The 26,274-nt window shown below is 64.5% G+C and carries 22 protein-coding genes and 7 pseudogenes; 17 read left to right on the forward strand and 12 right to left on the reverse strand.

Annotation, left to right across the window (positions count from 1 at the left end):
- Positions 1-80: 80 nt before the first annotated feature.
- The 5 genes and pseudogenes from AC5ZH6_RS24915 to AC5ZH6_RS24935 all read left to right on the forward strand — a co-directional run.
- Positions 81-675: pseudogene (locus tag AC5ZH6_RS24915) on the forward strand (IS256 family transposase); the annotation flags it as partial.
- Between the two features lie 82 nt (positions 676-757).
- Positions 758-2,054, forward strand: a pseudogene (gene istA / locus AC5ZH6_RS24920) (IS21 family transposase).
- 6 nt (positions 2,055-2,060) lie between these two features.
- Positions 2,061-2,498 (forward strand): annotated as a pseudogene (locus tag AC5ZH6_RS24925) (ATP-binding protein); the annotation flags it as partial.
- 44 nt (positions 2,499-2,542) lie between these two features.
- Positions 2,543-2,833 (forward strand): transposase, encoded by a 291-nt coding sequence (locus AC5ZH6_RS24930; RefSeq protein WP_005195137.1) that lies wholly within the window; start codon positions 2,543-2,545, stop codon positions 2,831-2,833.
- A complete protein-coding gene (locus tag AC5ZH6_RS24935) occupies positions 2,830-3,768 on the forward strand; it encodes an IS3 family transposase (protein WP_496167630.1) in 939 nt (312 codons plus the stop codon). Before AC5ZH6_RS24930 ends, AC5ZH6_RS24935 begins: the two co-directional genes overlap by 4 nt.
- A gap of 40 nt (positions 3,769-3,808) precedes the next feature.
- Here the strand turns inward: AC5ZH6_RS24935 and AC5ZH6_RS24940 are convergent.
- Positions 3,809-4,138 (reverse strand): annotated as a pseudogene (locus AC5ZH6_RS24940) (helix-turn-helix domain-containing protein); the annotation flags it as partial.
- Positions 4,139-4,250: 112 nt separating this feature from the next.
- Positions 4,251-4,409: pseudogene (locus tag AC5ZH6_RS24945) on the reverse strand (PaaI family thioesterase); the annotation flags it as partial.
- Positions 4,410-4,517: 108 nt separating this feature from the next.
- Here AC5ZH6_RS24945 and AC5ZH6_RS24950 point away from each other — a divergent pair.
- The 5 genes and pseudogenes from AC5ZH6_RS24950 to AC5ZH6_RS24970 all read left to right on the forward strand — a co-directional run.
- Positions 4,518-5,126: a TetR/AcrR family transcriptional regulator gene (locus tag AC5ZH6_RS24950; RefSeq protein ID WP_288338148.1), complete on the forward strand. Its 609-nt coding sequence runs from the start codon at positions 4,518-4,520 to the stop codon at positions 5,124-5,126.
- Positions 5,127-5,217: 91 nt separating this feature from the next.
- Positions 5,218-8,241 carry an MMPL/RND family transporter gene (locus AC5ZH6_RS24955; protein WP_005194693.1) on the forward strand — a complete coding sequence of 1,008 codons (3,024 nt, stop codon included), beginning with the start codon at positions 5,218-5,220 and terminating at the stop codon, positions 8,239-8,241.
- Positions 8,242-8,354: 113 nt separating this feature from the next.
- A complete protein-coding gene (locus tag AC5ZH6_RS24960) occupies positions 8,355-8,663 on the forward strand; it encodes an IS3 family transposase (RefSeq protein WP_005194694.1) in 309 nt (102 codons plus the stop codon).
- 31 nt (positions 8,664-8,694) lie between these two features.
- Positions 8,695-9,129, forward strand: coding sequence for a hypothetical protein (locus tag AC5ZH6_RS24965; protein WP_187589362.1), 435 nt, complete (start codon positions 8,695-8,697; stop codon positions 9,127-9,129).
- Positions 9,130-9,148: 19 nt separating this feature from the next.
- Positions 9,149-10,266, forward strand: a pseudogene (locus tag AC5ZH6_RS24970) (IS3 family transposase); the annotation flags it as partial.
- A 4-nt stretch (positions 10,267-10,270) separates the two neighbouring features.
- Here AC5ZH6_RS24970 and AC5ZH6_RS24975 read toward each other — a convergent pair.
- The 6 genes and pseudogenes from AC5ZH6_RS24975 to AC5ZH6_RS25000 form a co-directional block, all read right to left on the reverse strand.
- The gene (locus AC5ZH6_RS24975) at positions 10,271-11,209 is read right to left on the reverse strand and encodes an IS3 family transposase (RefSeq protein WP_211541884.1); all 939 of its coding nucleotides are present in this window, start codon (positions 11,207-11,209) and stop codon (positions 10,271-10,273) included.
- Positions 11,206-11,496 carry a transposase gene (locus tag AC5ZH6_RS24980; protein WP_005195137.1) on the reverse strand — a complete coding sequence of 97 codons (291 nt, stop codon included), beginning with the start codon at positions 11,494-11,496 and terminating at the stop codon, positions 11,206-11,208. The genes AC5ZH6_RS24975 and AC5ZH6_RS24980 overlap by 4 nt, the downstream gene beginning before the upstream one ends.
- Before the next feature lie 48 nt (positions 11,497-11,544).
- Positions 11,545-12,375: pseudogene (locus tag AC5ZH6_RS24985) on the reverse strand (IS481 family transposase); the annotation flags it as partial.
- A 531-nt stretch (positions 12,376-12,906) separates the two neighbouring features.
- Positions 12,907-13,578 carry an alpha/beta hydrolase gene (locus AC5ZH6_RS24990; protein ID WP_020173282.1) on the reverse strand — a complete coding sequence of 224 codons (672 nt, stop codon included), beginning with the start codon at positions 13,576-13,578 and terminating at the stop codon, positions 12,907-12,909.
- Positions 13,579-13,683: 105 nt separating this feature from the next.
- Positions 13,684-14,127, reverse strand: a complete 444-nt coding sequence (locus AC5ZH6_RS24995) for a DUF4186 domain-containing protein (RefSeq protein ID WP_014361751.1) — start codon at positions 14,125-14,127, stop codon at positions 13,684-13,686.
- Between the two features lie 57 nt (positions 14,128-14,184).
- Complete coding sequence (locus tag AC5ZH6_RS25000; protein WP_414537580.1) at positions 14,185-15,027, reverse strand: alpha/beta fold hydrolase; 843 nt, start codon at positions 15,025-15,027, stop codon at positions 14,185-14,187.
- Between the two features lie 93 nt (positions 15,028-15,120).
- Here AC5ZH6_RS25000 and AC5ZH6_RS25005 point away from each other — a divergent pair, with 93 nt between their 5' ends.
- Entirely contained in the window at positions 15,121-15,720 is a 600-nt protein-coding gene (locus AC5ZH6_RS25005; protein ID WP_020173281.1) for a TetR/AcrR family transcriptional regulator, read from the forward strand.
- Between the two features lie 10 nt (positions 15,721-15,730).
- Here AC5ZH6_RS25005 and AC5ZH6_RS25010 read toward each other — a convergent pair whose 3' ends face one another.
- Positions 15,731-16,240, reverse strand: coding sequence for a phenolic acid decarboxylase (locus AC5ZH6_RS25010; protein ID WP_196813443.1), 510 nt, complete (start codon positions 16,238-16,240; stop codon positions 15,731-15,733).
- 111 nt (positions 16,241-16,351) lie between these two features.
- On the opposite strand from AC5ZH6_RS25010, the gene AC5ZH6_RS25015 reads away from it, so the two are divergent.
- On the forward strand, positions 16,352-16,879 hold the full coding sequence (locus tag AC5ZH6_RS25015) for a DoxX family protein (protein ID WP_020173279.1): 528 nt from the start codon (positions 16,352-16,354) through the stop codon (positions 16,877-16,879).
- An 8-nt stretch (positions 16,880-16,887) separates the two neighbouring features.
- On the opposite strand, the gene AC5ZH6_RS25020 is transcribed toward AC5ZH6_RS25015, so the two are convergent.
- Entirely contained in the window at positions 16,888-17,385 is a 498-nt protein-coding gene (locus AC5ZH6_RS25020) for a hypothetical protein (RefSeq protein WP_020173278.1), read from the reverse strand.
- A gap of 94 nt (positions 17,386-17,479) precedes the next feature.
- The gene (locus AC5ZH6_RS25025; protein ID WP_288336789.1) at positions 17,480-17,695 is read right to left on the reverse strand and encodes a hypothetical protein; all 216 of its coding nucleotides are present in this window, start codon (positions 17,693-17,695) and stop codon (positions 17,480-17,482) included.
- Between the two features lie 178 nt (positions 17,696-17,873).
- Between AC5ZH6_RS25025 and efeU the strand changes: the two genes are divergently transcribed.
- From efeU to AC5ZH6_RS25050, 5 genes are all read left to right on the forward strand, one after another.
- Complete coding sequence (efeU, locus tag AC5ZH6_RS25030) at positions 17,874-19,955, forward strand: iron uptake transporter permease EfeU (RefSeq protein WP_496167958.1); 2,082 nt, start codon at positions 17,874-17,876, stop codon at positions 19,953-19,955.
- A gap of 51 nt (positions 19,956-20,006) precedes the next feature.
- Entirely contained in the window at positions 20,007-21,269 is a 1,263-nt protein-coding gene (gene efeB / locus AC5ZH6_RS25035) for an iron uptake transporter deferrochelatase/peroxidase subunit (protein WP_094601271.1), read from the forward strand.
- A 95-nt stretch (positions 21,270-21,364) separates the two neighbouring features.
- Positions 21,365-22,573 carry a MacS family sensor histidine kinase gene (macS, locus tag AC5ZH6_RS25040; RefSeq protein WP_288337936.1) on the forward strand — a complete coding sequence of 403 codons (1,209 nt, stop codon included), beginning with the start codon at positions 21,365-21,367 and terminating at the stop codon, positions 22,571-22,573.
- Positions 22,570-23,211 (forward strand): response regulator, encoded by a 642-nt coding sequence (locus AC5ZH6_RS25045; RefSeq protein ID WP_288337935.1) that lies wholly within the window; start codon positions 22,570-22,572, stop codon positions 23,209-23,211. Before macS ends, AC5ZH6_RS25045 begins: the two co-directional genes overlap by 4 nt.
- Positions 23,212-23,329: 118 nt before the next feature.
- On the forward strand, positions 23,330-25,324 hold the full coding sequence (locus AC5ZH6_RS25050; protein ID WP_288337934.1) for a DUF2339 domain-containing protein: 1,995 nt from the start codon (positions 23,330-23,332) through the stop codon (positions 25,322-25,324).
- Between the two features lie 17 nt (positions 25,325-25,341).
- On the opposite strand, the gene AC5ZH6_RS25055 is transcribed toward AC5ZH6_RS25050, so the two are convergent.
- Positions 25,342-25,848, reverse strand: coding sequence for an alpha/beta fold hydrolase (locus AC5ZH6_RS25055; RefSeq protein WP_288337933.1), 507 nt, complete (start codon positions 25,846-25,848; stop codon positions 25,342-25,344).
- Positions 25,849-26,274 lie beyond the last annotated feature (426 nt).

Here is a 26,274-nt window from a genome sequence, read left to right on the forward strand (position 1 = left end):
GAGGGCGTGGATGCCCTGGTGGCAGGGCCAGTTGAGACTGGTCAAGAACACGATGTCACCACCGCGGATGAGGTGCGTGAGTGAGTAGCCGGCCGATCTACGCCGCGATCGGGGTTGATCTCGATGGGCACAAAGACATCCTCGGCATGTGGGCTGGCGACGGCGGCAGCGAGTCGGCCACGTTCCGGCGGGCGGTGCTCACCGACCTCAAGAACCGGGGTGCCAGGGGCATCTTCTCCCTTGTCTGTGACGGCTTGAAAGGGTCGCCCGACAGTGTGTCTGCCGCGTTTCCGTTGGCCACGGTACAGACGTGCATCATCCATTTGATCCGGAACACCTTCAAGTACGCCTCCCGCAAGTATAGGGACAAGATCAGCGCCGATCTCAGACCGATCTACACCGCGCTGACCGCCGCTGAGGCCCGGCTGCGATGGGAGGAATTCGCTGAGAAGTGGGGCACGCCGTACCCGGCGATCGTGACCCTGTGGGAGAGTGCGTGGGAGGAGTTCATCCCGTTCCTTGACAACGACGTCGAAATTCGACGAGTGTTGTGCTCCACCAACGCTAGCGAAAGTCTCAACGCCCCGCTAGCGGCGTGCGGTGCGCGCTCGAGGGCACTTCCCGAACGAGCAGTCCGCACTCAAAACGCTCTACCTGGTGACGCGGTCGTTGGATCGATCCCGAAGGGTATGTTGACGGCGCCTGAAAACTGACCCCCTGACGACGGGTGAATTTTGACCCCCGTCTTGTTAGGAGGGTGATTTCAGTGGAGCAGTGGGCGGAGATCCGCCGTTTGCATCGCAGTGAGGGTGTGCCGATCAAGGAGATCGCGCCGGTTGGGGGTGGCCCGTAACACGGTGCGGGCGGCGTTGGCCTCAGACACCGCGCCGAAGTACTCGCGACCGGCGAAGGGCTCGGTGGTCGATGCGTTCGAACCGCAGATCCGGGCGTTGTTGCGGGAGTATCCGACGATGCCGGCGACGGTGATCGCGGAGCGGATCGGGTGGACGAGATCGTTGACTGTCCTCAAAGACCGGGTCCGGGTGATTCGCCCGGAGTTTCGTGGGGTAGATCCGGCCGATCGGGTGATCTATGAGCCCGGCGGCTGTTCGCAGTGGGATCTGTGGTTCCCGGACTACCGAATCCCAGTGGGCCACAATCAATTCGCCATGTTACCGGTATTGGTGATGACATTGGCGTTCTCCCGATACCGGTCGGCGGTGATGATCCCGTCGCGCCAGGGCGGAGACATCCTGACGGGGATGTGGCTGCTGCTGTCGCAACTGGGCGCGGTGACCCGCAAGCTGGTGTGGGACCGCGAAGCCGCGATCGGCCCCAAGGGCACACCCACCGCGCTGGCCGCAGGATTCGTGGGCACCTTGGGCACTCGGCTGGAGCTGGCGCCACCGCGAGACCCCGAGTACAAGGGCATGGTCGAACGCAACAACCGATTCTTCGAGACCTCGTTCCTGCCGGGCCGCCAGTTCGCCTCACCGGACGATTTCACCGCCCAGTTCGATCGGTGGCTGGCCGATCATGCCAACACCCGAGTGGTGCGCGCGATCGGTGATCGACGCCCGTGTGATGCGCTCGCCGAGGACCTCGAGCAGATGGCCGGGCTTCCCCCGACCGCACCTCATATCGGGTTGAGTAGCCGGGTGCGACTCGGTCGCGACTACTACGTACGTGTGGCCGGCAATGACTATTCGGTGCACCCGTCGGTGATCGGTCGCTTCGTCGACATCACCGCCGACCTGCAGCAGGTGCGCATCCAGTGCGGCGAGGTCACCGTCGCCGACCACGCTCGCAGCTGGGCCAACCACGTCACCATCGCCGACCCTCAGCACGTGCGGGCAGCCAAAGAACTGCGCCGCGACTACCGCCGCCAAGACCTCGCCAACCGGGCCCGAAACGCCGCCCGCATCCGCGCCCACCCCGACGGCCACGAGGTACCGATCCGGGCGCTACCAGACTACGACGACCTGTTCGGGGTGCACTTTGCTACCCCGTCAGGTGCTCAACCACCCACCCCGTCCACTATCACTGAAAGGTGAAATACCATGTCCGACAATCACACAGGTAAGCAGATCGAGTTCGCGGCGCGGGCGTTGAAGATGCCAGCGATCCGCCGCTGCTGGGCCGAGTTGGCCGAGCGGGCCCGCACCGACAACTGGACCCACGAGGAGTACCTCGCAGCGATCCTTGACCGCCAGGTCAGTGAACGCGAAGCCAACGGCACCGTGCTGCGGATCAGTGGCGCTCGCTTCCCCGCGGTCAAGACACTCGAGGACTTCAACTTCGACCGCCTTCCAGGATTGCGTCGCGATGTTATCGCCCATCTGGCCACCAGCACCTGGATCGCCAAGAGCGACAACGTGATCCTTCTCGGACCACCTGGAGTGGGTAAGACCCACCTCGCGATCGCGCTCGGGATCAAAGCCGCGCACAACGCCTACCCTGTGCTCTTCGACACCACCACCGGATGGGTCACCCGCCTTGAGGTTCCCCCCGAACCGTAGAGGCATCGATAATGAGGAGCACGATGCCAGAGAAGCGGAAGAAGTACGACCGGGAGTTTCGTGATGGGGCGGTCCGGATCGTCGAGGAGACAGGTAAGCCGATCGCCCAGGTCGCTCGAGACCTGGGGGTCAACGAGGGCACCTTGGGTAACTGGGTCAACCGGGCGCGCGCCGAGCGGGAGGGCCGCGGCGAGCTGACCGTTGATGACGCTGCTGAGCTCAAACGGTTGCGTGACGAGGTCGCCGAGCTGCGCATGGAGCGTGATGTCCTCAAGCGATCAGTGGTCCTGTGGGTGAAGGAGGCGACGAAGTGAGCGTGGCACGCTTTATCGCCGACCAGAGGACCAACTATCGGGTGCCACACGCGGTGTCCTGCCGGCTGCTCGGGGTCAGCGAGGCGTGGTTCTACAAATGGCATAAGCGGACCCAATCGCCGGGTGCGGCAACGGGTTTGCACACCACCCGCGACTATCGCCGGGACACCATCGACCGGGCCGTGGCGGTGGCGTTCGACAAGGCCCGCGGCCTGCACGGGTCACCGCGCCTGCATGCGGATCTGCGTGCTGACGGGTGGACGGTGACCGAGAAGACTGTCGCTGATTCGATGTGTCGTCAGGGCCTGGTCGCGCGGCGGATCCGCCGGCGCAACGGGCTGACCCGTCAGGACAAGACCGCCCCGAAGTTCCCCGATTTGTTGGGTCGCGATTTCACCGCACAGTGCCCCGATCAGCGGTGGGTCGGCGACATCACCGAGATCCCGACCGCGGCGGGCAAGCTGTATCTGGCCACGGTCATCGACCTCTACAGTCGCCGCCTGCTGGGGGCGGCCACCAGTCGTCACCCGGATGCAGCGTTGGCGTGTGCGGCGATCGAGATGGGGGTCGCCACGCGGGGCGGTATGCAGGCGATATGGCGTGATGACGATGCGCAGAAGCTGATTTTCCACACCGATCGTGGGTCGACGTACACCGCGAGACGGTTCACCAGGCTGTGCCAGAAGATGGGTATCCGGCAGTCGATGGGCCGGGTCGGATCGTGTTTCGACAACGCCGCAGCGGAGGCATTCTTCTCTTCTTTGGAGTGGGAAGTGTTGTCACGCAACGAGTTCCATACTATCATGGAGGCGCAGGCGGTCGTGTTGGAGTGGTGCTACGGCTTCTACAATCACCAGCGTCGCCACAGCGCGATCGGGATGATGAGTCCGGTCGACTACGAGAACACCGCAGTCACCGAGCCCGAAGCCGCATAGAGGAGTCCTCCACGATTCCGGGGGAACCACATAGGCAGCCGTAGCGGGTGAGGATGCGGTGCACCGTGGAGACGTTCAACCCCAGGTGGTATCCGATCCGGGCTGGCCCCCAGCGGCGGGAGACGCGTAACCCGACGACCCGGCGTTCCCGGCGCCGGCTGGTGCGATGCGGACACGATCGGGGCCGGCTGGACCGATCACCCATTCCGGCCGGCCCGTGGTCGCGGTAGCGATCCGCCCATCGCTTGGCCGTGGTGACTGACACGTTGAACCGGTCAGCTGCGCGGCGCAGTGGCCACCGGTCGTCCACAACACACCGAGCCAGACGCAACCGGCCAGTCGGGGACAGCGGTGAATTACGGTGGGACATGAAGACCTCCGGGTTGAGGAGCGGTTCTTAGACAGCTCCACACCTCACTCGGAGGTCTTCCCTATGTCACGTCGACTCGCCGAACGCCGTACCTAACGTCCCGGGTCGGTACAGCTAGGCCGGGTGCTCCTGATTGGCGTTCGTCGAAGGTTAGATCAGCGTAGACGTGGTCGTCATGCCTGTATACCTCGAGCTGGAGTCCGCTGGGGTTGTCGCTGCCACATCCCATACATGATGGCGAGTGCGCTGGTAGCCGCTGATCGAAGCCCATTGGGTGGTCCTCTCTGCGGTCCTCGTTCGGTGTTCGAGCACTCGCAGTTTCGTTCTGTTACCGACGGTATCGTTTGTGCTGTTGGTCTGGAGCGGGAAGTGGGCAAGGGTGGAGATCGCCGATATCGATGATGTGGACCCGAGGCGGGTTCGCTCGCGGGCGCGGTTGTTGGATGCTGCCGCGACCCTGCTCAGCAGCGGTGGGGTCGAAGCGGTCACCGTGGAGGCTGTAACCCGGCTATCTCGCGTAGCCCGCACCACGCTGTATCGACATTTTGCGAGCACCACGGACCTGGTGGCAGCAGCCTTCGAGCGGTTGTTGCCTCAGGTGGACAACCCTGAAACCTCGCAATCGATTCGCGATGACCTGGTCACATTGATGCAACGCCAGGCTGCTCTCATCGAACAGGCTCCGTTGCAGTTGACCACACTGGCTTGGTTGGCAATGGTTCCCAAGCAACCTGGCGAAGAACCAAACGCATTGGGGCCGTTGCGGATGCGCGTAGTCAACCAGTACCGAGAACCCTTTGATCGAGTGTTGACAAGTAGCGCGGCCGCCGCTGAACTCGACGATCCGGACTTGACCATGGCGATCACTCAGCTGGCAGGCCCTCTGGTCTTCGCCAAGCTCACCGGGATTCGCGCGATGGATGTCGCTGATCTCGAGCGCCTCGTCGATGACTTTCTTGCGGCGCACAGGCGGCGCCCGCCTACATAGCCTCACCGCCTTCCACTTTTACGCTACAACTTGTAGCGTAGCGCTACCGATGGTTCCACTGTGGGCCAGATGAGTTGGTGAGGTACTGCGTATGGTGGTCCATCGTCCCGATGACAAGCGCTTGGCAAGGCGGCCGTTGGTCGAGCGCAGCGAGTACAGCTCCACGTTGGGACGAATCGCGCGGTTCACTTTGACGCACAAGTCCCTGGTCATCGGGGTGTGGATAGCTGTCGGGGTGGTGTTGGCGGTGCTGTTTCCTCAGTTGGAGACGGTGGTGCGGCAGCAATCGGTAGATCCGATCCCTGCAGGGGTTCCGTCCTTTCAAGCTCTTGATCAAATGGGTGGCGCATTCGGGGAAAAGGGCGCTAAGACCACTGTCTTCGTGACCATGGAGAACCCGAATGGGCTTACAGAGGTCACGCGAGAGCGATACGACGCGTTGGTCCTACAGCTCCGTGAAAATTTTGACGATGTGCAATCGGTTCGTGACTTGCTGTCGGATCCGATCACTGCCCGCCAGGCGTTGAGTGAGGATGGCAAGGCCTGGTATCTGCCCGTCGGGGTCTCGGGGACCCTGGGCGGTCCGGCGGCGACTCATGCGGTGGAAACCGTCCGCGAAACCGCACGCCGGGTGTTTGAAGATACTGGTACCGCGGTTCATGTCACCGGACCCGCAGCCACCTTCAGTGATCAGATCGTGAGTGCCGAGAGCGACCTGGTCGTGATCACTTTGGCCACAGTCGCGCTGATCGCCCTGATCTTGCTGGTGGTGTACCGATCGCTGTTCACAGCACTGGTGCCGTTGCTGGTGATTGGTGTCAGCCTTGGGGTGGGCCGCGGCGTCTTGTCCGCACTAGGTGAGCTCGGAATGCCGGTGTCTCAGTTCACCGTCGCATTCATGACGGTCATTCTGCTCGGGGCCGGGGTGGACTACTCAGTCTTTTTCATCAGCCGCTATCACGAGCGGTTGCGCCAAGGCGCGCCTACCGCGGATGCTCTTGTGGACGCTACAGCGACGATCGGACGGGTCATCTTGGCCTCGGCGGCGACGGTGGCACTGGCATTCCTGGCTATGGCGTTCGGCGAACTGAGCGTCTTTTCCACCTTGGGTCCGGCCTGCGCGATCGCGATCCTCATCGGGTTCCTCGCCACTGTCACCTTGCTGCCGCCGGTGCTGCAGTGGGCAGCCCGCTTCGGTTGGGGCAACCCCCGACGAGACCTCACGCGCAAGTACTGGAATCGCGTGGCGGTGCTTGTCGTCCGCCGCCCAGTCCCCCTTCTCGCTATAACGATGGTGGGGCTGATCGTGCTGAGCACGATCGCGATGGGTATCCACATCACCTATGACGACCGCCAGGGCCAACCCGCGACGACCGACAGCAACCAGGGATATGCGCTGCTTGACCGCCATTTCCCCACAGATGTGACGGTTGCTGAGTTTCTTGTGGTGGATGCGCCGATCGACCTACGCACCGCCAGCGGACTTGCCGACCTCGAGCAGATGGCTTCGCGGGTATCCCAAATTCCCGGGGTGACTCGCGTCATCGGCGTCACCCGCCCCACCGGCGACAAACTCGAACAGGCCGAGCTGTCGTGGCAGAACGGTCAGATCGGGGACCAGGTGGCAGGCGCCGTCGCAGACGGCCAGCAACGAAAAGGCGACCTCGAGCAGTTGCGCTCCGGTGCCAACCAGCTCGCCGACGGGCTGGCCCAACTCGACACCCAGCTACGCCTCAACCTGACGCCACTCGCCGGTATCCTCACCCAAGCAAGCACCGCCGGTCAACAAATCCAGCAGTACCAACCACTCCTGCGCCAGCTCGCCGCGTCCGCGCCCGCACTCGACCGCGCCTCACAGAACGCCCCACAACTTGCCGCCCTGACCCGCCAAACATCCGCGGCGCTGACAACAGTGACCTCAATCCTACCCCTCCTCGACTCAGCGCCCTGGTGCGCCCAAGTCCCCCAGTGCGCAACCCTGCGCGCACAGATTCGCGACCTCAACGCCACACTAGGGAGTGGACTGCTCGACCAGATCACCACCCTGTCAACACAACTCGCACAACTAGACACACCCCTCACGACGGTCACCGACCAACTCACCGCAACCGTCAACTCCCTCAACTCCACCCTGAGCACCATCAACAACCAAGACCTGCCCGCTAAGATCACTCAACTCCAAACTGGCGTGAGTCAGCTCGCCGCAGGATCACGACAACTCGCCGACGGCGTGTCCGCGCTGATCGACAGCAACCTTCAGCAACTAGCCGGGATGGCCACCCTAGCCACGCAACTCCAAACCTCCGCCCGCGAAACCGCCGGAACAGACTCCGCGACCGGCTTCTACCTGCCACCTCAAGCCAACGCAGACCGCCGCTTTGTCGATGTCGCTCGCCAATTCGTCTCGCCCGACGGCCATACCGTGCGCTACGCAATACAAACCAGCTTCGACCCCTACAGCACCGAAGCCATACAACTGACCAACACCATCACCGATGTTGCAAACGCCGCCAGACCGAACACCACCCTGGAGGACTCCCACATCGCAATCGCCGGATTCCCCGCCATCAACGCCGACCTGCAACGCCTACTCGCCGACGACTTTCAACTCCTGGCACTGGCAACCCTCATCATCGTCGGCCTGATCCTAATCCTTCTCCTCCGAGCACTCATCGCACCGCTGTATCTCCTAGGAACCGTCGTCCTCAACTACACCGCGGCACTGGGCATCGGCGTCCTAATCTTCCAACACATCCTCAAAACCGAGATCGCCTGGCCTGTACCGCTATTGGCTTTCATAGTCCTCGTCGCCGTCGGCGCAGACTACAACATGCTGCTCATCTCTCGCCTACGCGAGGAATCCCAGAACAACATACGAATCGGCGTTCTACGAACCGTCACCAACACCGGATCGGTCATCACCTCGGCCGGCCTCATCTTCGCTGCCAGCATGTTCGGCCTCATGGCTGGCTCGATCTCCATCATGACCCAAGTTGGACTGATCATCGGTATCGGACTACTGCTCGACACCTTTATAGTGCGCACCATCGTCGTGCCGGCCATCGCGACACTACTAGGCAAAACCAGCTGGTGGCCGAACAACGAAACCGTTTAACGTACTCCTGGTTTAGTTCCCCAGTATCCGCGCGGGACTGTCGCTAGGGACTGCTGCACGGATAGGTGACATCTGATCTGGCTTGCCTTCGGGCGGTCGGGAAGGATGTAGCTGTGCCCAAGCCGTACCCCCAGGAGCTCCGAGACGATGCGATCCGGGTGGCTCGTGATCGTGGAGAAGGCGTCACGATCGAGCAGGTCGCCAACGACTTCGGTGTGCACCCGATGACGCTGCACAAGTGGATGCGACGCGCGAATATTGATGGGGGCCGCAGCCCTGGCGTGACCTCGACCGAGTCCGCTGAACTGCGCGAGGCCCGTAAGCGGATCCGCCTGCTTGAGCAGGAGAACGAGGTGCTGCGTCGAGCGGCGGCGTATCTATCGCAGGCGAACCTGCCGGGAAAAGGCTGTACCCGCTCGTGAAAGAGCTCGCCGCCGACGGGATTGCCGTCGCGTGTCGTGTCGGGTACTTCAGCTCTCGCGCCAGCCCTACTACCGGTGGCTGGCCAGCCCGGTCACCAATGCCAAGCTGGCCGCGGCGTATCGGGCGAATGCCCTGTTCGATGCCCACCGCGAGGACCCGGAATTCGGCTACCGATTCCTCGCCGGGGAAGCCGCCACCGTGGGTGAGTCGATGGCCGAGCGGACCGCGTGGCGGATCTGCCGCGACAACGCCTGGTGGTCGGTGTTCGGCAAGAAGCGAGGTCGTAACGGCCGACGACCGGGACCACCAGTCCACGATGATCTGGTCCAGCGCGACTTCACCGCCGAGGAGCCACATCGGTTGTGGCTCACTGGTATCACCGAACACCACACCCGTGAGGGCAAGCTCTATCTGTGTGCAATCAAGGACGTGAATCACCCTAGGTTTGATGCCGTTTCCTTCTGAGTTAGGAAGGATGAGCGTTATGCCGAAGAAGATCGATCCAGAGGTCCGTGAGCGGGCGTTGCGGTTGTTGCAGACCCATGGTGGTGAGTATGCGTCGCTGACAGCGGCGGCCGAGGCTGTGGCCAAGCAGGTCGGCGTTGGGAAGGAATCGGTCCGCCGGTGGGCGGTGCAGAATCAAGTCGATACCGGGCAACGCCCGGGCGTGACCTCGGAGGAATCGGCCGAGATCAAGAAGCTCAAGGCCGAGAACCGGCAACTGCGTGAGGACGTGGCGGTGTTGAAAGCGGCGACGACTTTCTTCGCGGGGGAACTCGACCCCCGCAATCGATGATCATCGCGTTCATCGACACGATGCGAGCTGAAGGTGTAGCGGTCGAGTCGATCTGCCGAGTCCTGCGGGAGCAGGGTTGCCAGATCGCCGCACGCACCTATCGGGCCTGGCGTTCGCGTCGGCCCGCCGCACGCACCATCAGCGACGCCCAGACTGTCGATGCGGTACGTGAGGTCGCGTGGCGGGTCGATCACCAGGGACGGCGGCGGCTCACCCCGGAAGGGCTCTACGGACGCGTGAAGATGCGTGCACTTCTGGACCGCACCAGCATGCCAGGGGTGTCCTACGGTGCGGTGGACCGCGCGATGAAGATGTTGCACCTCAATGGTATTCGTCGTTCCAAAGGTATCCGAACAACGATCCCGTCCACGGATGGAATCCGGGCCGGAGACCTGTTGAACCGCACGTTCTGTGCTGCCGAACCGAACCGTGTGTGGGTCACCGACTTCACTTACGTCCGAACGTGGTCCGGATGGGTGTACGTCGTGTTCATCATCGATGTGTTCTCCCGCAAGATCGTGGCCTGGCATGCCTCCACGAGCAAGGACGCCACCTTGGTGACCATCCCTCTACGGATGGCGCTATGGCAACGTGACCGCGATGGTCATCCTGTCAAAGATGGTGAGCTGATACACCATTCGGATGCAGGATCGCAGTACACGTCAACACGGTTGACGCAGAAACTCTCACTGGAGAGTATCTCTGCGTCGATCGGATCGGTGGGAGATGCCTACGACAACGCGCTGATCGAATCAGCGAACGGCCTCTACAAGACCGAGTGTGGTTCCCCCGGAATCGTGGAGGACTCCTCTATGCGGCTTCGGGCTCGGTGACTGCGGTGTTCTCGTAGTCGACCGGACTCATCATCCCGATCGCGCTGTGGCGACGCTGGTGATTGTAGAAGCCGTAGCACCACTCCAACACGACCGCCTGCGCCTCCATGATAGTATGGAACTCGTTGCGTGACAACACTTCCCACTCCAAAGAAGAGAAGAATGCCTCCGCTGCGGCGTTGTCGAAACACGATCCGACCCGGCCCATCGACTGCCGGATACCCATCTTCTGGCACAGCCTGGTGAACCGTCTCGCGGTGTACGTCGACCCACGATCGGTGTGGAAAATCAGCTTCTGCGCATCGTCATCACGCCATATCGCCTGCATGCCGCCCCGCGTGGCGACCGCCATCTCGATCGCCGCACACGCCAACGCTGCATCCGGGTGACGACTGGTGGCCGCCCCCAGCAGGCGGCGACTGTAGAGGTCGATGACCGTGGCCAGATACAGCTTGCCCGCCGCGGTCGGGATCTCGGTGATGTCGCCGACCCACCGCTGATCGGGGCACTGTGCGGTGAAATCGCGACCCAACAAATCGGGGAACTTCGGGGCGGTCTTGTCCTGACGGGTCAGCCCGTTGCGCCGGCGGATCCGCCGCGCGACCAGGCCCTGACGACACATCGAATCAGCGACAGTCTTCTCGGTCACCGTCCACCCGTCAGCACGCAGATCCGCATGCAGGCGCGGTGACCCGTGCAGGCCGCGGGCCTTGTCGAACGCCACCGCCACGGCCCGGTCGATGGTGTCCCGGCGATAGTCGCGGGTGGTGTGCAAACCCGTTGCCGCACCCGGCGATTGGGTCCGCTTATGCCATTTGTAGAACCACGCCTCGCTGACCCCGAGCAGCCGGCAGGACACCGCGTGTGGCACCCGATAGTTGGTCCTCTGGTCGGCGATAAAGCGTGCCACGCTCACTTCGTCGCCTCCTTCACCCACAGGACCACTGATCGCTTGAGGACATCACGCTCCATGCGCAGCTCGGCGACCTCGTCACGCAACCGTTTGAGCTCAGCAGCGTCATCAACGGTCAGCTCGCCGCGGCCCTCCCGCTCGGCGCGCGCCCGGTTGACCCAGTTACCCAAGGTGCCCTCGTTGACCCCCAGGTCTCGAGCGACCTGGGCGATCGGCTTACCTGTCTCCTCGACGATCCGGACCGCCCCATCACGAAACTCCCGGTCGTACTTCTTCCGCTTCTCTGGCATCGTGCTCCTCATTATCGATGCCTCTACGGTTCGGGGGGAACCTCATTCGTCGATAGCCGTTTGCGCGGTCTCGATGGTGTCGAAGGCGCCAGTCTCGTCGAGAAGCTCCCGGCGCAATGTGCGATGGAATCGTTCGATTTTGCCGGTCGTGGTCGGTGACCGGCGTTTGGTCAACCGCGCGGTGATGCCGTACTCGCGACACGTCCGCTCGAAGAGCACCTCAACCGGCAACGGCCGCGTGTGTCTGCCGGTGAACTGGTTGCCGTTGTCGGTGAGCACCTCGAACGGCACGCCCCATCGATTCATCGCCCCGACGAACGCTTCACACACGGCACTGCCACTGGGCTGCTCGAGAACCGCGGCGACGGTGACGAAGCGGGAATGGTCGTCGATGCCGGTCAACAGTTTGCATTCCCGGCCGCCAGCCAGGAACACACCTCCAACCAGGTCGAGTTGCCACAGATGCATCGGAGCTTCCCGCTCCCATCGCTTGTAGACTCGTTTATGTAGCTGCTCTTGAGGATTGACCAATCCGTTGCGTACCAGCACGCGGTGCACCGTGGCCCGCGCGGGCGCGGGCGCATAAGGGTCGAGGCGTCCGAGTTCGTAGACGATGCGCCGGGCACCCCACCGCCGGTGGGTGCGTCGCATTTCGCAGATCGTCGCCTCCACTTGTGGAGAGATCTGGTTCGGGCTAGTACGCGGTCGGCGAGATCGATCCGATAAACCGCCCAGACCTGATGCGGCATAGCGCTTGCGCCACGCCGTGACCGTTTGGCGAGAGACACCGTAACGGTTAGCGACCTCGATGACCGGAGCACCGTCGGCGACTTCGGTGACCGCACGGAACCTGACCTCCACACGCACCCGTGCAGCGATCTCAGCATCGGATTCAGTCTCAGCAGAGAAGGACACCCCCCACACTCTGACTGCGACCACCGACAAGCGTGAGACGTCAACGATGTCCCGACGACACGACGTCAAGCATGTCCCGAGCCCTTACACGTCACATCCGGGAACATCGCCACGACACCGGCCGGCGTTCGATCGCCCTTGTTCAGCCGGTCGGACGGTTCGACCATTCACAAGCCGCAGTTCACGTCGCGTAGCGGTCTCCTAGCAACCCGCCGCTTCAGCACTGCAACCTCGAACTATGACGCGCCGGCCGGGGAGCAGTGCTGGCCTGAGGATTCTGACAAGTTAGTGAGAACCCACAGGTGACAAGATCATGAGAAACCCCAGTTCGCGACTGACAAAGAGGATGAGATCCTACACGGGCGCGTTTGTGTGCCGACCCGGCCGATGTGTGTCCTGCAGGACACGCATTCCCGAAGTCGACCCACATTCAGGGATCGACCCGCCCTCCGACGCTGCTCGAGGCAGGTCGGGGAGGCCGACAGCGTGGAGGACTCACTTCCCGAACGCCCACCGGACCATCAGCGAGAGTTCCGTATTCCAGAACGCCCCACCGTGCGATCCGTCCCGCTCATGCATGACGACGTCCGCTCCGGCTCCGTGAAGTGCGGTCGCCCATCGCGCAGCGTTCTCGAGGAAGAACGGTTCCGAGGTGCCCGCGACGAGATACACGCGCGGCAGTTGGACCGGCATGGTCACGGGCGGACGGTAACCGGCACCGGGCGACGCGCCGAGCGCCACGCCGTAGATCGACGGGTGCCGAAGCCCGAGAGCCAGCGCCAATTCGGCCCCGGCGGAGACTCCGAACACGGCAGTCCGCGCCGGCGGCAGGTCCACACCGAACCGCGACGCCACCCATCGTCGTACGTCGCCGACGAAGAACCTCTCATGCGCGGCGAACCGTTCCGGCGCGATCGGCGGCGAATACTCCTGCAGACGCACCGTTTCATCAGCCGATCGGTGCGTTCCGACCACCATGGTGGATTCGGCGGTGCCCGCGTCGAGCGCTTGCACCCGACGCCGGGTCGACTGACCATCGCCGGCGAAAACGATGGCCTCCGGCCTCGCCGGCGGGATATACACCGTGACGGGCCGACCACCATCGTAATCAAGTGTCTCGGTTGCGAATTCGCCAGCCATTGCAGCGTCGGTCGTCTCATCGTCCATCGTCACCCCTTGCCGGAGGCAAACGTGTGCCGACCTGGCATCTGTGCGTCCTGCAGGACACACATCCCCGAGGTCGACACACATCCAGGAGATCGACGCGCCACCTCAAAACAACGTCCCCTGACCCGAACCCCGCGCGGAGCGTCGACGCGGGACCGGCGGAGGTGATACAGCAGGCCCATCCGCCATCTCCATACCGATCCAGCAGCACACCACGTCGCAGACGTAGTCGAGTTCCGCGGCCGTCAGCGCGCGTCCCGTAGCGATCCCGTGCAGTCGGTAAAGGCAACCCCGACAACAGGTTCCGGTGGCGTGCTGCGCACGGAACACCGGGTGACCACCCCACGGCGTCTGTTTTCCGTCGTTACGCGGATATGCCGGGGCAAGTCGGGCACCCAGCAGATCGGCGGCGTGAATTCGAATGAGCTTCATGCCGTCTCGGGCGACGATGGCCTGCTCGTGGCGTCGCAGATGAAAGCGGGAGCGGAACCGATAGCCGGTGATCCGCTGCACGACGGCGCGGACCTCCTCGGTTGGCTGCTCATGCATGGGACCAGGTTAGAGGCGCGTGACGATCAATGGCCTCGGCTCGATGGGTGAACCTCCTCAGAAGCGACGCGATATTGCCGTCACAATCTCGTCAGGTGCCTCCTCGGGGACGAAGTGGCCGGCGCGCGGCACCTCGATGACCTCGGTGTCGGCGAAGTCGCGCTGAATGCGGGGCAAGCACCCCCTGGGGCGAAACACCACGTCGCGCATGCCCCACACCGCGATGGCAGGTTTGCCTCCCAGCGCACCGGGGATCTCACGCTCGAGTCGGCACAACCATTCACGTGCCGCACGAATCTCCCGGGGCATCACGCCAAGTGCCACGCGCGCATCGCGATTCGGTTGTACCTCCCGATAGTGATCTGCCTCGAGCGGAGTGAGGACATCGCCGAGGCCGGCGATCAGGAACTTCTCAACCAGGAGATTGTTGTCGAGTATCCGCCGCTGACACGGCCGACTACTCATCACAGCGCTGAACGCGCGGTTGGGCATCGCGTCGATGGGCCACAAAGCGGTGTTACACAGTACGAGTCCCCGCACTCGCTCGGCACGCGGAACAGCTGCACCGACCCCGATCGGACCACCCCAGTCGTGGCCCACCACCACGAACCCGTCGAGATCGAGGTGATCGACCAACTCGCCGAGTACCTCGGTCAACTCGGCAATGGTGAAACCGAAATCACTCGGACGCTCAGACAGGCCGAAGCCCATGTGGTCCAGAGCAATACACCGGTATCGGTCACGCAGGCCGGTGATCACGCGCCGATAGAGAAAGCTCCACGTAGGCGATCCATGGCAGAACAGTATCGGCGTCCCATCGCCTTCATCGACGTAATGCACGCGTCCCGATGACGATGCGAACCATCTCGATCGGAATGGGTACACCTCGCCGTCGGGCATGAAGCCGATCCGCACCCCAACCCCCGTCCTCTTTGATCACAAAGTAACTAGAGAAGTTCCCTAGAGAGTTTCTCTAGTGTCTACCATGGCCGCATGCCCGCGCAAGCACTCGACATCTCCCGCCGCGACGCGATCCTCGCCGCAGCACTGGCGTTGTTCGACGCGGACGGTTACGCCGTCACCACGATGTCAGCGGTTCAGCGCGCAGCGAGGGCGAGCACCGGCAGCCTGTATCACCACTTCCCCAGCAAGGCTCATCTTGCTGCCGAGTTACAGGTGCGAGCGCTCACCGACTATCGAGACGGACTGCTCACCGCCCTGGACAATGGCGATGCCGATGATGCAGAGGGCGGCGTACGGGCGGTTGTGCACTTCCACCTCCGGTGGGTCACCGACAATCTCGACCGCGCACGACTGCTGTACACGCTGCATGATCCACAGGTGTCCGAACTGGCGGCTGAGCGGATCGAGGCCGTCAACACCGTGCTCTTCGACGACGTCGGCTCGTGGTACGAGCGTCAGCGATCCAGCGGCCGGGTACGCGATGTGCCGATCCACGTCCTGTCGAGTGTGTGGATCGGCCCCGCCCAGGAGATCGGACGTACGCACCTGACGCGACAATACGACCCCGCCGGCGTGCTCGAGTTCGCGGACGACCTCGCAACCGCGGCATGGCATGCGTTGCGCGCGTAGCCGATTGGCGTCAATTCGTCCGATCAGCAAAGCCTTCGGGCAACTCTCGCGGTGCCACCGAAATCACCGACTCGTCGTCGGCGCCGACGAATTCGAACAAGGTGATCCGGGCGAACTCGGGCACGACGAACATCGGATAGGTGGGCCCGGCGTCGCGCAGGGCGCGCATCTCGTCGAGGTGGTCGTTCTGGAACACGACGGTGGCGGAGCCGTTCTCCTCGACCCATCGTGGGAAGAAGATCGTTCCGTGCAGTCTGCGCTTTCCCGGCAGGACGTTGACGACGACGCTCGTTCCGGTTGGCTCGTTCCAGGACACCTTGTACACGTCGTCGTCGAGCTGCACGAGGTCGACGCGTTGATCCTTCACCCACCGACCACCCACCATCCCTGAATGAATGCGGTAGTCGATCGTCGACGCGTTCTTCACGTACATCTCGTACTGCCACCCATTGGCGTAGGTGTAGATGAAGCGATGCCCGACGAGTCCGGACAGGTCCTGGATCGGCTCGATGTTGCTCATGGTGCCGATTGTGCCCGCGTCCATCCAAGGCCCTTCCCACCCCGGGGACGACGCCTCCGAGTAAACGGACTAGAGTCCTGTTAGACCTATCGTTAGGAAGGTGAACCACCCATGCCTCGTAGCTCGAAGAATTCCCGGGCACTCGATGCCGGCCTGCTGACCCTGCGCGTCGCGGTCGGGGCCACGCTGTTCGCCCACGGCACCCAGAAACTCGCCGGATGGTTCGGCGGCCCCGGCATCGACGGCACCGCCGCCGGGATGGAGAAGATGGGCTTCAAGCCGGCCAAGCCGTCGGCGGTGGCCGCCGGCATCAGTGAGGCCGCGGGCGGACTCGTCGTGCTCGGTGCGGGCACCCGGGTCGCGGCGGCCGTCGGCACCGCAGCGATGATCGCCGCCGCCGACGTCCACCGCCCGAGCGGATTCTTCTCACAGAACGGCGGTTTCGAGTATCCCGCGGTTCTCGGATTGTCCTCTGCTGCAATCGTTCTGACCGGCCCGGGGCGCTACTCGCTGGACGCCGTCGTCAAGCACCCGCTCGCGCACGAGAAGGTCGGTGTCGCTGCACTGCTGGCATCGGTCGGCGGCGCCTTCGGCGTCCTCTCACGCCGCAAGAAGGCTCTGGCCGCACAGTCGGCCTGAGCCCGCCGTCAGATCACCGTGAACCGCACGGTGCACGTCACCGGCGCAACCGGCACCAACCCCTTGGGTTGAGCGCTGATCGACACGTCGAGCGGGCCCACCCCGGGGTGGAGGTAGAGCGTCGGCATGCTCGACATGTCGACGAAGGGCATCAGCAGCTGGTAGCGCTGAATCGTGTCGGAGAATCGTTGGGAGCCATGCTGTCCGGACACCGGATTGCGCCAGGTGAGTGTGCCGCTTGCTGAGTAGGGGGCGAGGAACGTCACCGGCTTGGTCAAGTACAGCGTCACGCTGTTGTGGACGATCGGCTTCTGGGTCTGCTGCACGCGGATTCCCACGCTGTAGGGCAAATCGACGATGTTGGGACTGACACCCTGACAAGTGCGGTCATCGAGCCGACCGAGGGTGTCGTCGGCCGACGCGGTACCCGCGCCGATCAGCATTCCCGCCGCCGTGGCGACCGTGAGCGCTCCGGCTACCAGCCGGTTTCTCCATGTGCTGTTCATGTGCTGAGTATCGGCTGTGCCTTCACGATCGTTAACCCGACTAATCAAATCCTGATCCCGTCGTCCCCGAGACGCGGCCCGAGGACGGAAACCCCTACGGGATCGGCCAGTCGGTCGTGGCTCGCGCACCCGCCACCACGTCGTCGGACAATTGCGACGGATCGACCCGCCGCGTCTTCTCCCACGCATGATGCACGGGGCAACGCTGCACGCGCATCGGCCCGAACCGCGCGGCCTTGAACGAGCCCAACGGCCACCAGATCGTCGAGTAGTAGGCGCCTCGATCGCACCGGACGATCACCCTGTTCATCCCGACTCCGATCTCCCAACATCCAAGGGTCGGTAAACCGCCGGAAAAGTGGCCCCCAACGAGCTGGGCCGAATTGTCGCAGTTCTCCCAATCACTTTACGCCGCAGTATAATTGGTGACAATAATCTCAGGCAATCCTTACCCCACGAAGGGCAGCCAAGGCATACCTTTCTTTCTCATGAACTGGGCTGACGCGGTGCCGAATCTGCTGATCGGACTCCGGGAAGGACTCGAGGCCGGACTGGTCGTCAGCATCTTGCTCGCCGCCCTGCACAAGGCCAATGCCACCCTCCCCGCCGGACGGCAGGTCTCGACCGCCGCGATCTGGCTCGGCGTCCTCGGTGCGGTCTCGCTGGCCGGCAGCTTCGCCGCGGTACTGACCTACTCCACCACCATCCTGTCGAGTTCGGCGCAGGAGGCGATCGGCGGCGCGCTCAGTGTGGTCGCGGTCGTTCTGGTGACCGAGATGATCTTCTGGATGCGCAAGACCGCACGCTCGCTGTCGGGGCAGCTGCGCGGCGACGTCGACCGTGCCCTGGCTATCGGCGCGGGCGCGCTCACGCTGACCGCGTTCTTCGCCGTCGGCCGTGAGGGTCTCGAGACGACGCTGTTCCTGTGGACCGCGGTGAAGGCGTCGGGATCGACGGTGGCGCCGTTGATCGGTGCCGCCATCGGAATCGTCATCGCAATCACGTTGTGCTGGTTGCTCTATCGGCGAGCGATTCACCTCGACCTCGGCAAGTTCTTCAACTGGACGGCACTGGCACTGATCGTCATCGCGGCGGGCGTCCTCGCGTACGGTCTCGGCGACCTGCAGGATGCCGGGCTACTCCCCGGAAGCTCGTGGGTCGCCTTCGATCTGACGGCCCACATCGATCCCACCTCCTGGTGGGTGACGCTGATCAGCGGCACCACCGAGCTCACCCCCAAGATGACGGTGCTGCAGATCGTGGCCTGGGCCGTCTACCTCGTGGTGGTGCTGACGATGTTCGTGCGCACCGACGCCGTTGTCCCGGCTCCCGCGAGCACCCCCGAGGAGAATCTCGCCGCGCGCGACACCACCGAGCCGGCACGGCCACGGTGGGAACGGTGGGCCCAACAACGCACCCTGCCGGTTGCCCTCACACTGATCGCGGTTCCGGTGCTCGTCGCGGTCGTGGTCATCCTCGCCCTCCCCACTCCCACCTCGACCGACACCGCCGTGACGGTCACCGCGGACAGCTGTGCGCACGAATGGAATTCGGCGCATTCGGGTACCCAGAGCATCGACGTGGCGAACAAGTCCTCGCACGCCGGGGAGATCAACCTCGACGACGCGTCCGGCGGTGTCGTCGGTGAGATCGAGACACTCGGGCCGGGAACCACCGCCACTCTCACCGCCACGCTCGGGTCGGGGACGTACTCGTTCGTGTGTCTGATGCCGGGGGGCACCACCCGCAGCGCGGCGGTGACGGTGACCGGGCACGACGTCGCGAATGTCCTTGCCGTCAAACCGGTCACCATCGCCGACCTCACCGGCCCCAACAATGCCTATCAGGCGTATGCCGCGCAGACGCTGACGACCCTGGCAGGTGACGTCGCCGCCCTGCGTTCGGCGGTGGCATCCGGAGATCTCGCGGGCGCCCAAAAAGATTGGCTGACGGCGCAACTCGACTGGGAGCGGGTTGGCGCCTCCTACGACAGTTTCGGCGACAAGGGGCAGGCCGTCGACGGATTGCCCGATGGTCTTCCCGGCGGGGTGAACGATCCGGGGTTCACCGGACTGCACCGCGTCGAGTACGGCCTCTACCACGGTCAGGGACCGTCCCAGTTGCTGCCGGTGATCGACCAATTGACCACCGACATCGGCGTCGTCCGGCAGAATCTGACGACCGACGACGAGGCCGGTGACCCGACCAACCTGCCCATCCGGGTCCACGAGATCCTCGAGGACGCCCAACGCGACCACCTCTCCGGGATCGACGATCTGGGCTCGCACACCGCCTATGCGGCCACCTCCGCCGACACCCAGATCACGCGCGTGGTGCTCGCCGAGGTCGCCCCGCTGGTGCAGGCTCGTGACCCCGGTTTGGTCGCCACCATCACCCGAGGTCTCAACACCCTCGACGCCGCGCTGAACACCACCCGCACCCCCAACGGCTGGCAGCCCAGCGACACGGTGACCCTGGCCCAACGTCAGCAGGTCAACGCCGCGCTGGGCGCCGTGCTGCAGTCGTTGTCCGACGAGCCCGGGCTGCTCGAGGTCCCGCCCAGCTCGTGACCGCCACCGACCTGATTCCGACTACCTTGTAGCGAGAGCCGAGAACCCCACATGCGCAAGCATTTCGACCCCAGCCCCTCCGCGGTGAACCGACGGAGTTTCCTGCGTGGCGCGGCCGCCGGGACCGCAGGTACCGCGTTGACCGCAGGGCTGATTGCCGGTGGCGTCACCGCCGATGCACGCTCGGCGGACTCCGGTCCGTCCGAAAGTGATTCGTATCCTTTTCATTCCGAGCATCAGTCGGGAATCCTGACACCGGGCCCGGCCGACAAGCAGGCGTTCTCGGCCGTCGCCGCCTTCGACGTCGTCGACGGCACCTCGCGCGCCGACCTCGTCGATCTCATGAAGACGCTGACCACCCGTGCCCGCACCCTCACCGCAGGCGGCGCACCGACCGATTCCGGGGTGTCGGCACCGCCCGCAGATTCCGACGTGCTGGGCCCGCAGATGCCCGCCGACGGACTGACCACCACACTGGGTATGGGTGCGAGTCTGTTCGACGATCGGTTCGGTCTGGCGTCGTCGAAACCGGTGCAGCTCAAGCCGATGCGGGTGTTTCCCGATGACTCCCCGGATCCGGCGTGGATGCACGGCGACCTCTCGTTGCAACTGTGCGCCAATCACCCCGACACCATTCATCACGCGATCCGCGACATCACCCGTCACACCCGCGGCGCGATGCAGATCCGGTGGAAGATCGAGGGATACAACTCGCCGCCGCGCCCTTCGGGGACGGCACGGAACCTGTTGGGGTTCAAGGATGGTACCGCCAACCCGACCGGGTCCGAGGCACAATCGCTGGTGTGGGTGGATGATCCGCGTGAACCGCGGTGGGCTCGGGGTGGCAGTTATCAGGTGGTGCGACTGATCCGGATGCTCGTCGAATTCTGGGACCGCGTGTCGATCAACGAGCAGGAGAACATGTTCGGCCGCCGCCGGGACACCGGTGCACCACTGGACGGCAACGCCGAGTTCGACACCCCGAACTACGCGGCCGACCCGAAGGGCACCGTCATCCCGCTCGACGCGCACATTCGCATCGCCAACCCTCGCACACCGGCCACCGAGAACCAGCGCCTCATCCGCCGCTCCTACAACTACGATCTGGGCGTCGACGCGAACGGCAACATCCAGGCCGGCCATGTCTTCCTCGCCTATCAGCAGGACGTGGTACGCCAGTTCGAGACGATCCAGTTGCGCCTCGTCGGCGAGCCCCTCATCGACTACGTGCAGCCGTTCGGGGGTGGCTATTTCTTCGTGGTACCCGGTGTCCGCTCGGCCGACGACTGGTATGCCAGTGGCCTGCTGGCCTGACGGCGGTCAATTCCGCCGGTCAGTGATGGCTAGGATTGGTTGCACCACCATGGTCGTGTGCACACGGCCGTACCACCAGTACCTGCGGGGGGAGGATGCCGAAGTCACCGCAATCGGTCACCCCTGTCTCCACCGGGCTCGACCGCATATTCTCGCCCTGGCTACGCGTCGACGACCTCGATCCCGTCGGCCCGCTGTGGCGGGCCGCGCAGATCTTCCGGCTCGCATCCTTCTGCTATGCACTGGGCTTTCAGATCGTCGTGAACCACGACCTGGATCGGCCGGGCCTGACGTGGGCGTTGTTCGGCTTGTTGGCCGTCGCCAACATCTGGTGGGCGGCGGGCTATCTCGTGGGATTCGGCCGGCGCTGGTGGTTCGTGGCGTCGGAAGTCGCGGTCTCGGCGGTGATGATGCTGTCGACCTCCTACGTCGCCGACATGGCTTGGGTGGCGAACAACCAGACCTGGCCGACGACACTCTGGATGACCAATTGCGTTCTCTCCAGCGCACTTCTGGGCGGGCCCTGGTGGGGCCTGCTGGGCGGGGCCGCGGTGGGGTTGACCAACTTCTTTGTGAAGGGCGAGATCATCCTCAACTTCGGCCGCAACGCCACCGCGTTGCTGCTGTTGATGACCGGCATGGCGATCGGGCTCGCCGCGTCGCGGGCGCGCGTCACCCATGAACGGCTGACCATCGCGATCCGCGCGGCCGCGCAGGCCGCCGAACGCGAACGCCTTGCCCGTGAGGTGCACGACGGCGTGCTGCAGGTGCTGGCACTGGTCGCCCGACGAGGCACCGAGATCGGTGGTGAGACAGCACAACTCGCGGCTCTGGCGGCCCAACAGGAGCAGCGCCTGCGCCGGCTGATCGCAGCGCGGCCGGTCGACGGTGGCTCCGACGCGCAAACCGATCTCGCTGCAGCGCTGCAAGCCCTGGCCGCCGAGGGGGTGTCGGTCAGCGCACCGCCCGATCCGGTTCCGCTACCGGCAACGGTTCTCGCCGAGGTCATGTCGGCCATCGACAACATCCTCACCAATTCCGCACTGCACGCCGGGCCGGAGGCACACAGTTATGTCCTTCTCGAGGATCTCGACGACGAGGTGATCATCAGCGTCCGCGACACCGGGGTGGGGATCGCGCCGGGTCGGCTCGCGCAAGCGAGAAGTGAAGGCCGGATGGGTATCGATCGTTCGATCGTCGGACGCATCGAGCACCTCGGCGGCAGGGCACAACTACATTCGGCGCCGGGCATGGGAACCGAGTGGGAGCTGACGATCCCGGTGGAGAAAGGCCGACGGCGATGACAGTACGTGTGATGGTGGTCGACGATCACCCGATGTGGCGCGACGGGGTCGCCCGCGACCTGACCGACGAAGGGTTCGAGGTGGTCGCCACCGCCGATGGGGTGCGCGCGGCAACCGTCCGCGCCGCGGCGGTCCAGCCCGACGTGGTGCTGATGGACATGCAGATGCCCGACGGCAGTGGCGCGCAGGCGACCACCGAACTCCTCGCCGTCTGCCCGGGCGCCCGGGTGCTGGTGCTCTCGGCGTCCGACGAACGCGACGACGTCCTCGACGCCGTCAAGGCAGGTGCCACCGGTTATCTCGTGAAGAGCGCTCACCGCGACGAATTGGTGGCGGCGGTCCGCGCAACCGCCGAGGGGCAGGCCGTGTTCACGCCCGGCCTGGCCGGGTTGGTCCTCGGCGAGTATCGGCGGATCGCGCGCGATCCGGGCCCCGACACCCCCGTACTCACCGACCGGGAGACCCAGGTGCTGCGTGAGGTCGCCAAGGGTCTGTCGTCGAAGCAGATCGCCACGAGGCTGTTGATCAGCCCGCGTACCGTCGAGAACCACGTGGGCGCGACCCTGCGGAAACTACAGCTGGCCAACCGGGTCGAATTGGCCCGGTACGCCATCGAACACGGCCTCGACGACGACTGAACACCATCCGACCGAACGACGCCGACCAGGGCTCCTCCGCAGGTCAGCGGGCTTCACTCACGGCATCCGGGTAGATCTACTCAAGATCGGCAGCCTCCGGGCCAGCACAGTTGTCCCCATGAACCACACACCTGCCCCCGGCGGGCCCACGCCCGCCCCGAGTGACACGACGGTCACGGTCCTCGAGCGGATCAGCGGCCAGTTTGCCGACATCGCCCGCTCCATGACCTCCATCTCCGACGACATGACCACGTTGCAGAGCATCCTCGGTGCCGCGCCCGTCCCGCCGCAGCCGTCTCCTCAACCGGTTCCGCCGCAAGCCGTCCCGCCCTCGCCTCATCAGCATCAGCCGATGCCTGCGCCCTATGCGATCCCCACCTATCAGCCGGTGCGGCCCGCACCGTACGCGATGCCGGCGGGACCGATGCCGGTGGGACCCATGCCGGTTGGGCCGATACCACCCCGCCCGTCCTATCCTCCGGCCGGCCATCGTCCACCGATACCACCGATACCACCGAGAAAGACGATGTCCGAACGGATCTCGCAGGCCGCTGAACGTGGACTCGTCGGCAAGCTCCTTGCCGCGGCCGGCGTCGGGATCACGTTGATCGGCGTGGTGCTGTTACTGGTTCTGGCCGCGCAGGCCGGTCTGCTCCGGCCGGAGCTACGGGTGGCCGGCGGCGCACTATTGGCTGTCGCACTCGTCGGCGTCGGTGCCGTTCTCGGCCGAGATGCCAGAAGGCGTTCGGGTGCTGCGGCTCTCGTTGCCACCGGCGTGGCCACCGCGCTGTTCGACGTGCTGGCGATCACCGCGATCTATCACTGGGTACCCGACTACGCCGCGCTCATTCTGGCGGCCGTCATTGCCGCAGGTGGTCTCGGGATAGCGCACTGGTGGGACAGCCAGGCACTGGCGTTGATGGTCGGAATCCCGCTGGTGGTGTTCGCGCCGTTCATCACCGGCGAGATCGACGACGTGCTCGTCGGTTTCTTGCTCGGTTACACCGCCGCCACTCTGTGGATTCAACTGGGACGCAACTGGATTGCGATGTTCGCAACCAATACGGCGGTCGCCACGCTCCCCCTGTGTTACGCGGTGGTCGAGGGCATGCTCACCTCCCCGGATGCTGTGCAGTGGTTCGTCGTCATCGCTCTGGGCCTCAACATGCTCCTTGCGACGGGCTCGGCGCTTGTCCTGCTTCGTAGTTCGACGCAACCGCTGATCGTGACGCTCGTCGCGAGCGCCACTTTGGTGCCGATGCTCGGGGCAACTCCGGTCGCAGGACCGATGGTCGCCTCGATCATGCTGGCGCTGACAGCCGTCGTTTTGGCGACTCTGGCGCTGGGTACCGACCACCTGCGCGGTGTCACATCCGCGGTACGGACGGTGTGGCTGGCGGCAGGTGCGGTTGCCACCTGCGGTGCGCTGATGGCCGGTCTCGACGGCCCCGGTCTCGTCATCGGGCTTGCCGGCGTCGGCTTCGTCGTCGCTGTTGGCGCTTGCGTCACAAATCAATTGGCGTTGCAGTTGCGGATCGTCGGCACCGTGTTCACCGGCCTCGCGCTGTTGGGGTCGATGTCCCTCGGAGCCATCGATCGCATGGTGCTCAGGAACTCGTTGTCAGCGACCACGCAGGCTCAGTTGGTGATCGTCGCGGCGGTATCGCTTGCCGCGGTCGCCACGCTGACCTGGTCGTGGGCCCGCGTTCGTCGCTGCGACGTGCCCACCATCGGGACCATCGGCAGCCTGATCTCTCTGGGACTGGTCACCGAGATCTGCGTCGGCCTCGGTGGCGCCATCAGTGGCGGCGCTGACAGCGGGTTCCGCGCGGGACACACCGTCGCGACCATCACATGGGTGCTGACCGCCGCAGCCGGCCTCATCTGGGCTCGTCGACTCCACGGCTCGTCCCGCACCCTCACGGTGACGGTGAGCCTGGTGATCGTCGCCGCCGCGGTCGCCAAGTTGTTCCTCTTCGACCTCGCCGCCCTCGACGGGCTGTTCCGGGTCATCGCCTTCATCGTCGTCGGATTGCTCCTGTTGACGCTCGGTGTGGTCTACGCACAGTCGTTGAACTCCGACGACGGCCGGGCGCACCCGAGGACCCCGTGACCGTCGTGGCCTCACACTCAGCTGCCGGCCGCAACGATCTGCTCTGCCAGACCATCGAATTGGTGTCCACCCGAGGGATATTCATGGACGCGGCCCGACGGCAGCAGCGCAGCGTTGAGGGCGAGGTGATCGGCGCCGACGACCATGTCATCGCGGCAGTGGTGCAACGAGACGGCGATCGAGGGCTGCGGACTCGTGAGTGCGTATTCGGCGAGATCCCAGCCGTCGGGGCCCCAGTTGGGCATGGCCAACAACATCACCGACGCCGGGGTCGGTCGGGCCGTCTCCGCGAGAACCCGCTGCAGGATCGACGCTCCGAAGGAATGACCGACGACGACGTCATCGGCGCGCGTGCGCGAGAGCGCGATACGGACGGACTTCGCCCAGCACTCGTAGGACATGTCGTCCGCAGGCATCCGCGGGTAACGCACCACCGCGTTGAGCGCGGCGCCGAGTTCGTCGGCGAGCGTGGCGTCGTCGACGAATCCGCCCGCTCCGTGCAGAAACAACAGTCGTCTGGTCATGATGGCCCCCTTGCGTCGGAGAGTTGCTCACGAGGTTTACCACCGGGACCGACAGAACTCATCGGCCCGTTTTCCCGACGGTTGAGAACTCCTTCCCCCCGATGATCAAGGGCTTTCATCACCCGACGCCTGGCCTTCCCCCGAAGGTCGAGCGCTTCCATCACCCGACGCTCGCCCCTTTCCCCGATGGTACGGATGACGGCCGTTTCCTGACCGATGTTCGACCGTTCCTCCCCGGTGGTCGAGGTGCGAGCCGCGTGCGGCGAGCCTCGAGACCCGGCGAGATGACAAGTATCGCAACCACATCGACGCCCACTTGACGCGCGCGGAAAGAGTTGTCCACAGATTTCTCGAGCCGCGCGATCGCCGCGCCGGTTTTGTCGGTACCCCTTCGTACACTTGTGCCCATAAGTTCGATCACCGATC

The organism is Gordonia sp. YC-XJ4 (assembly GCF_059511865.1).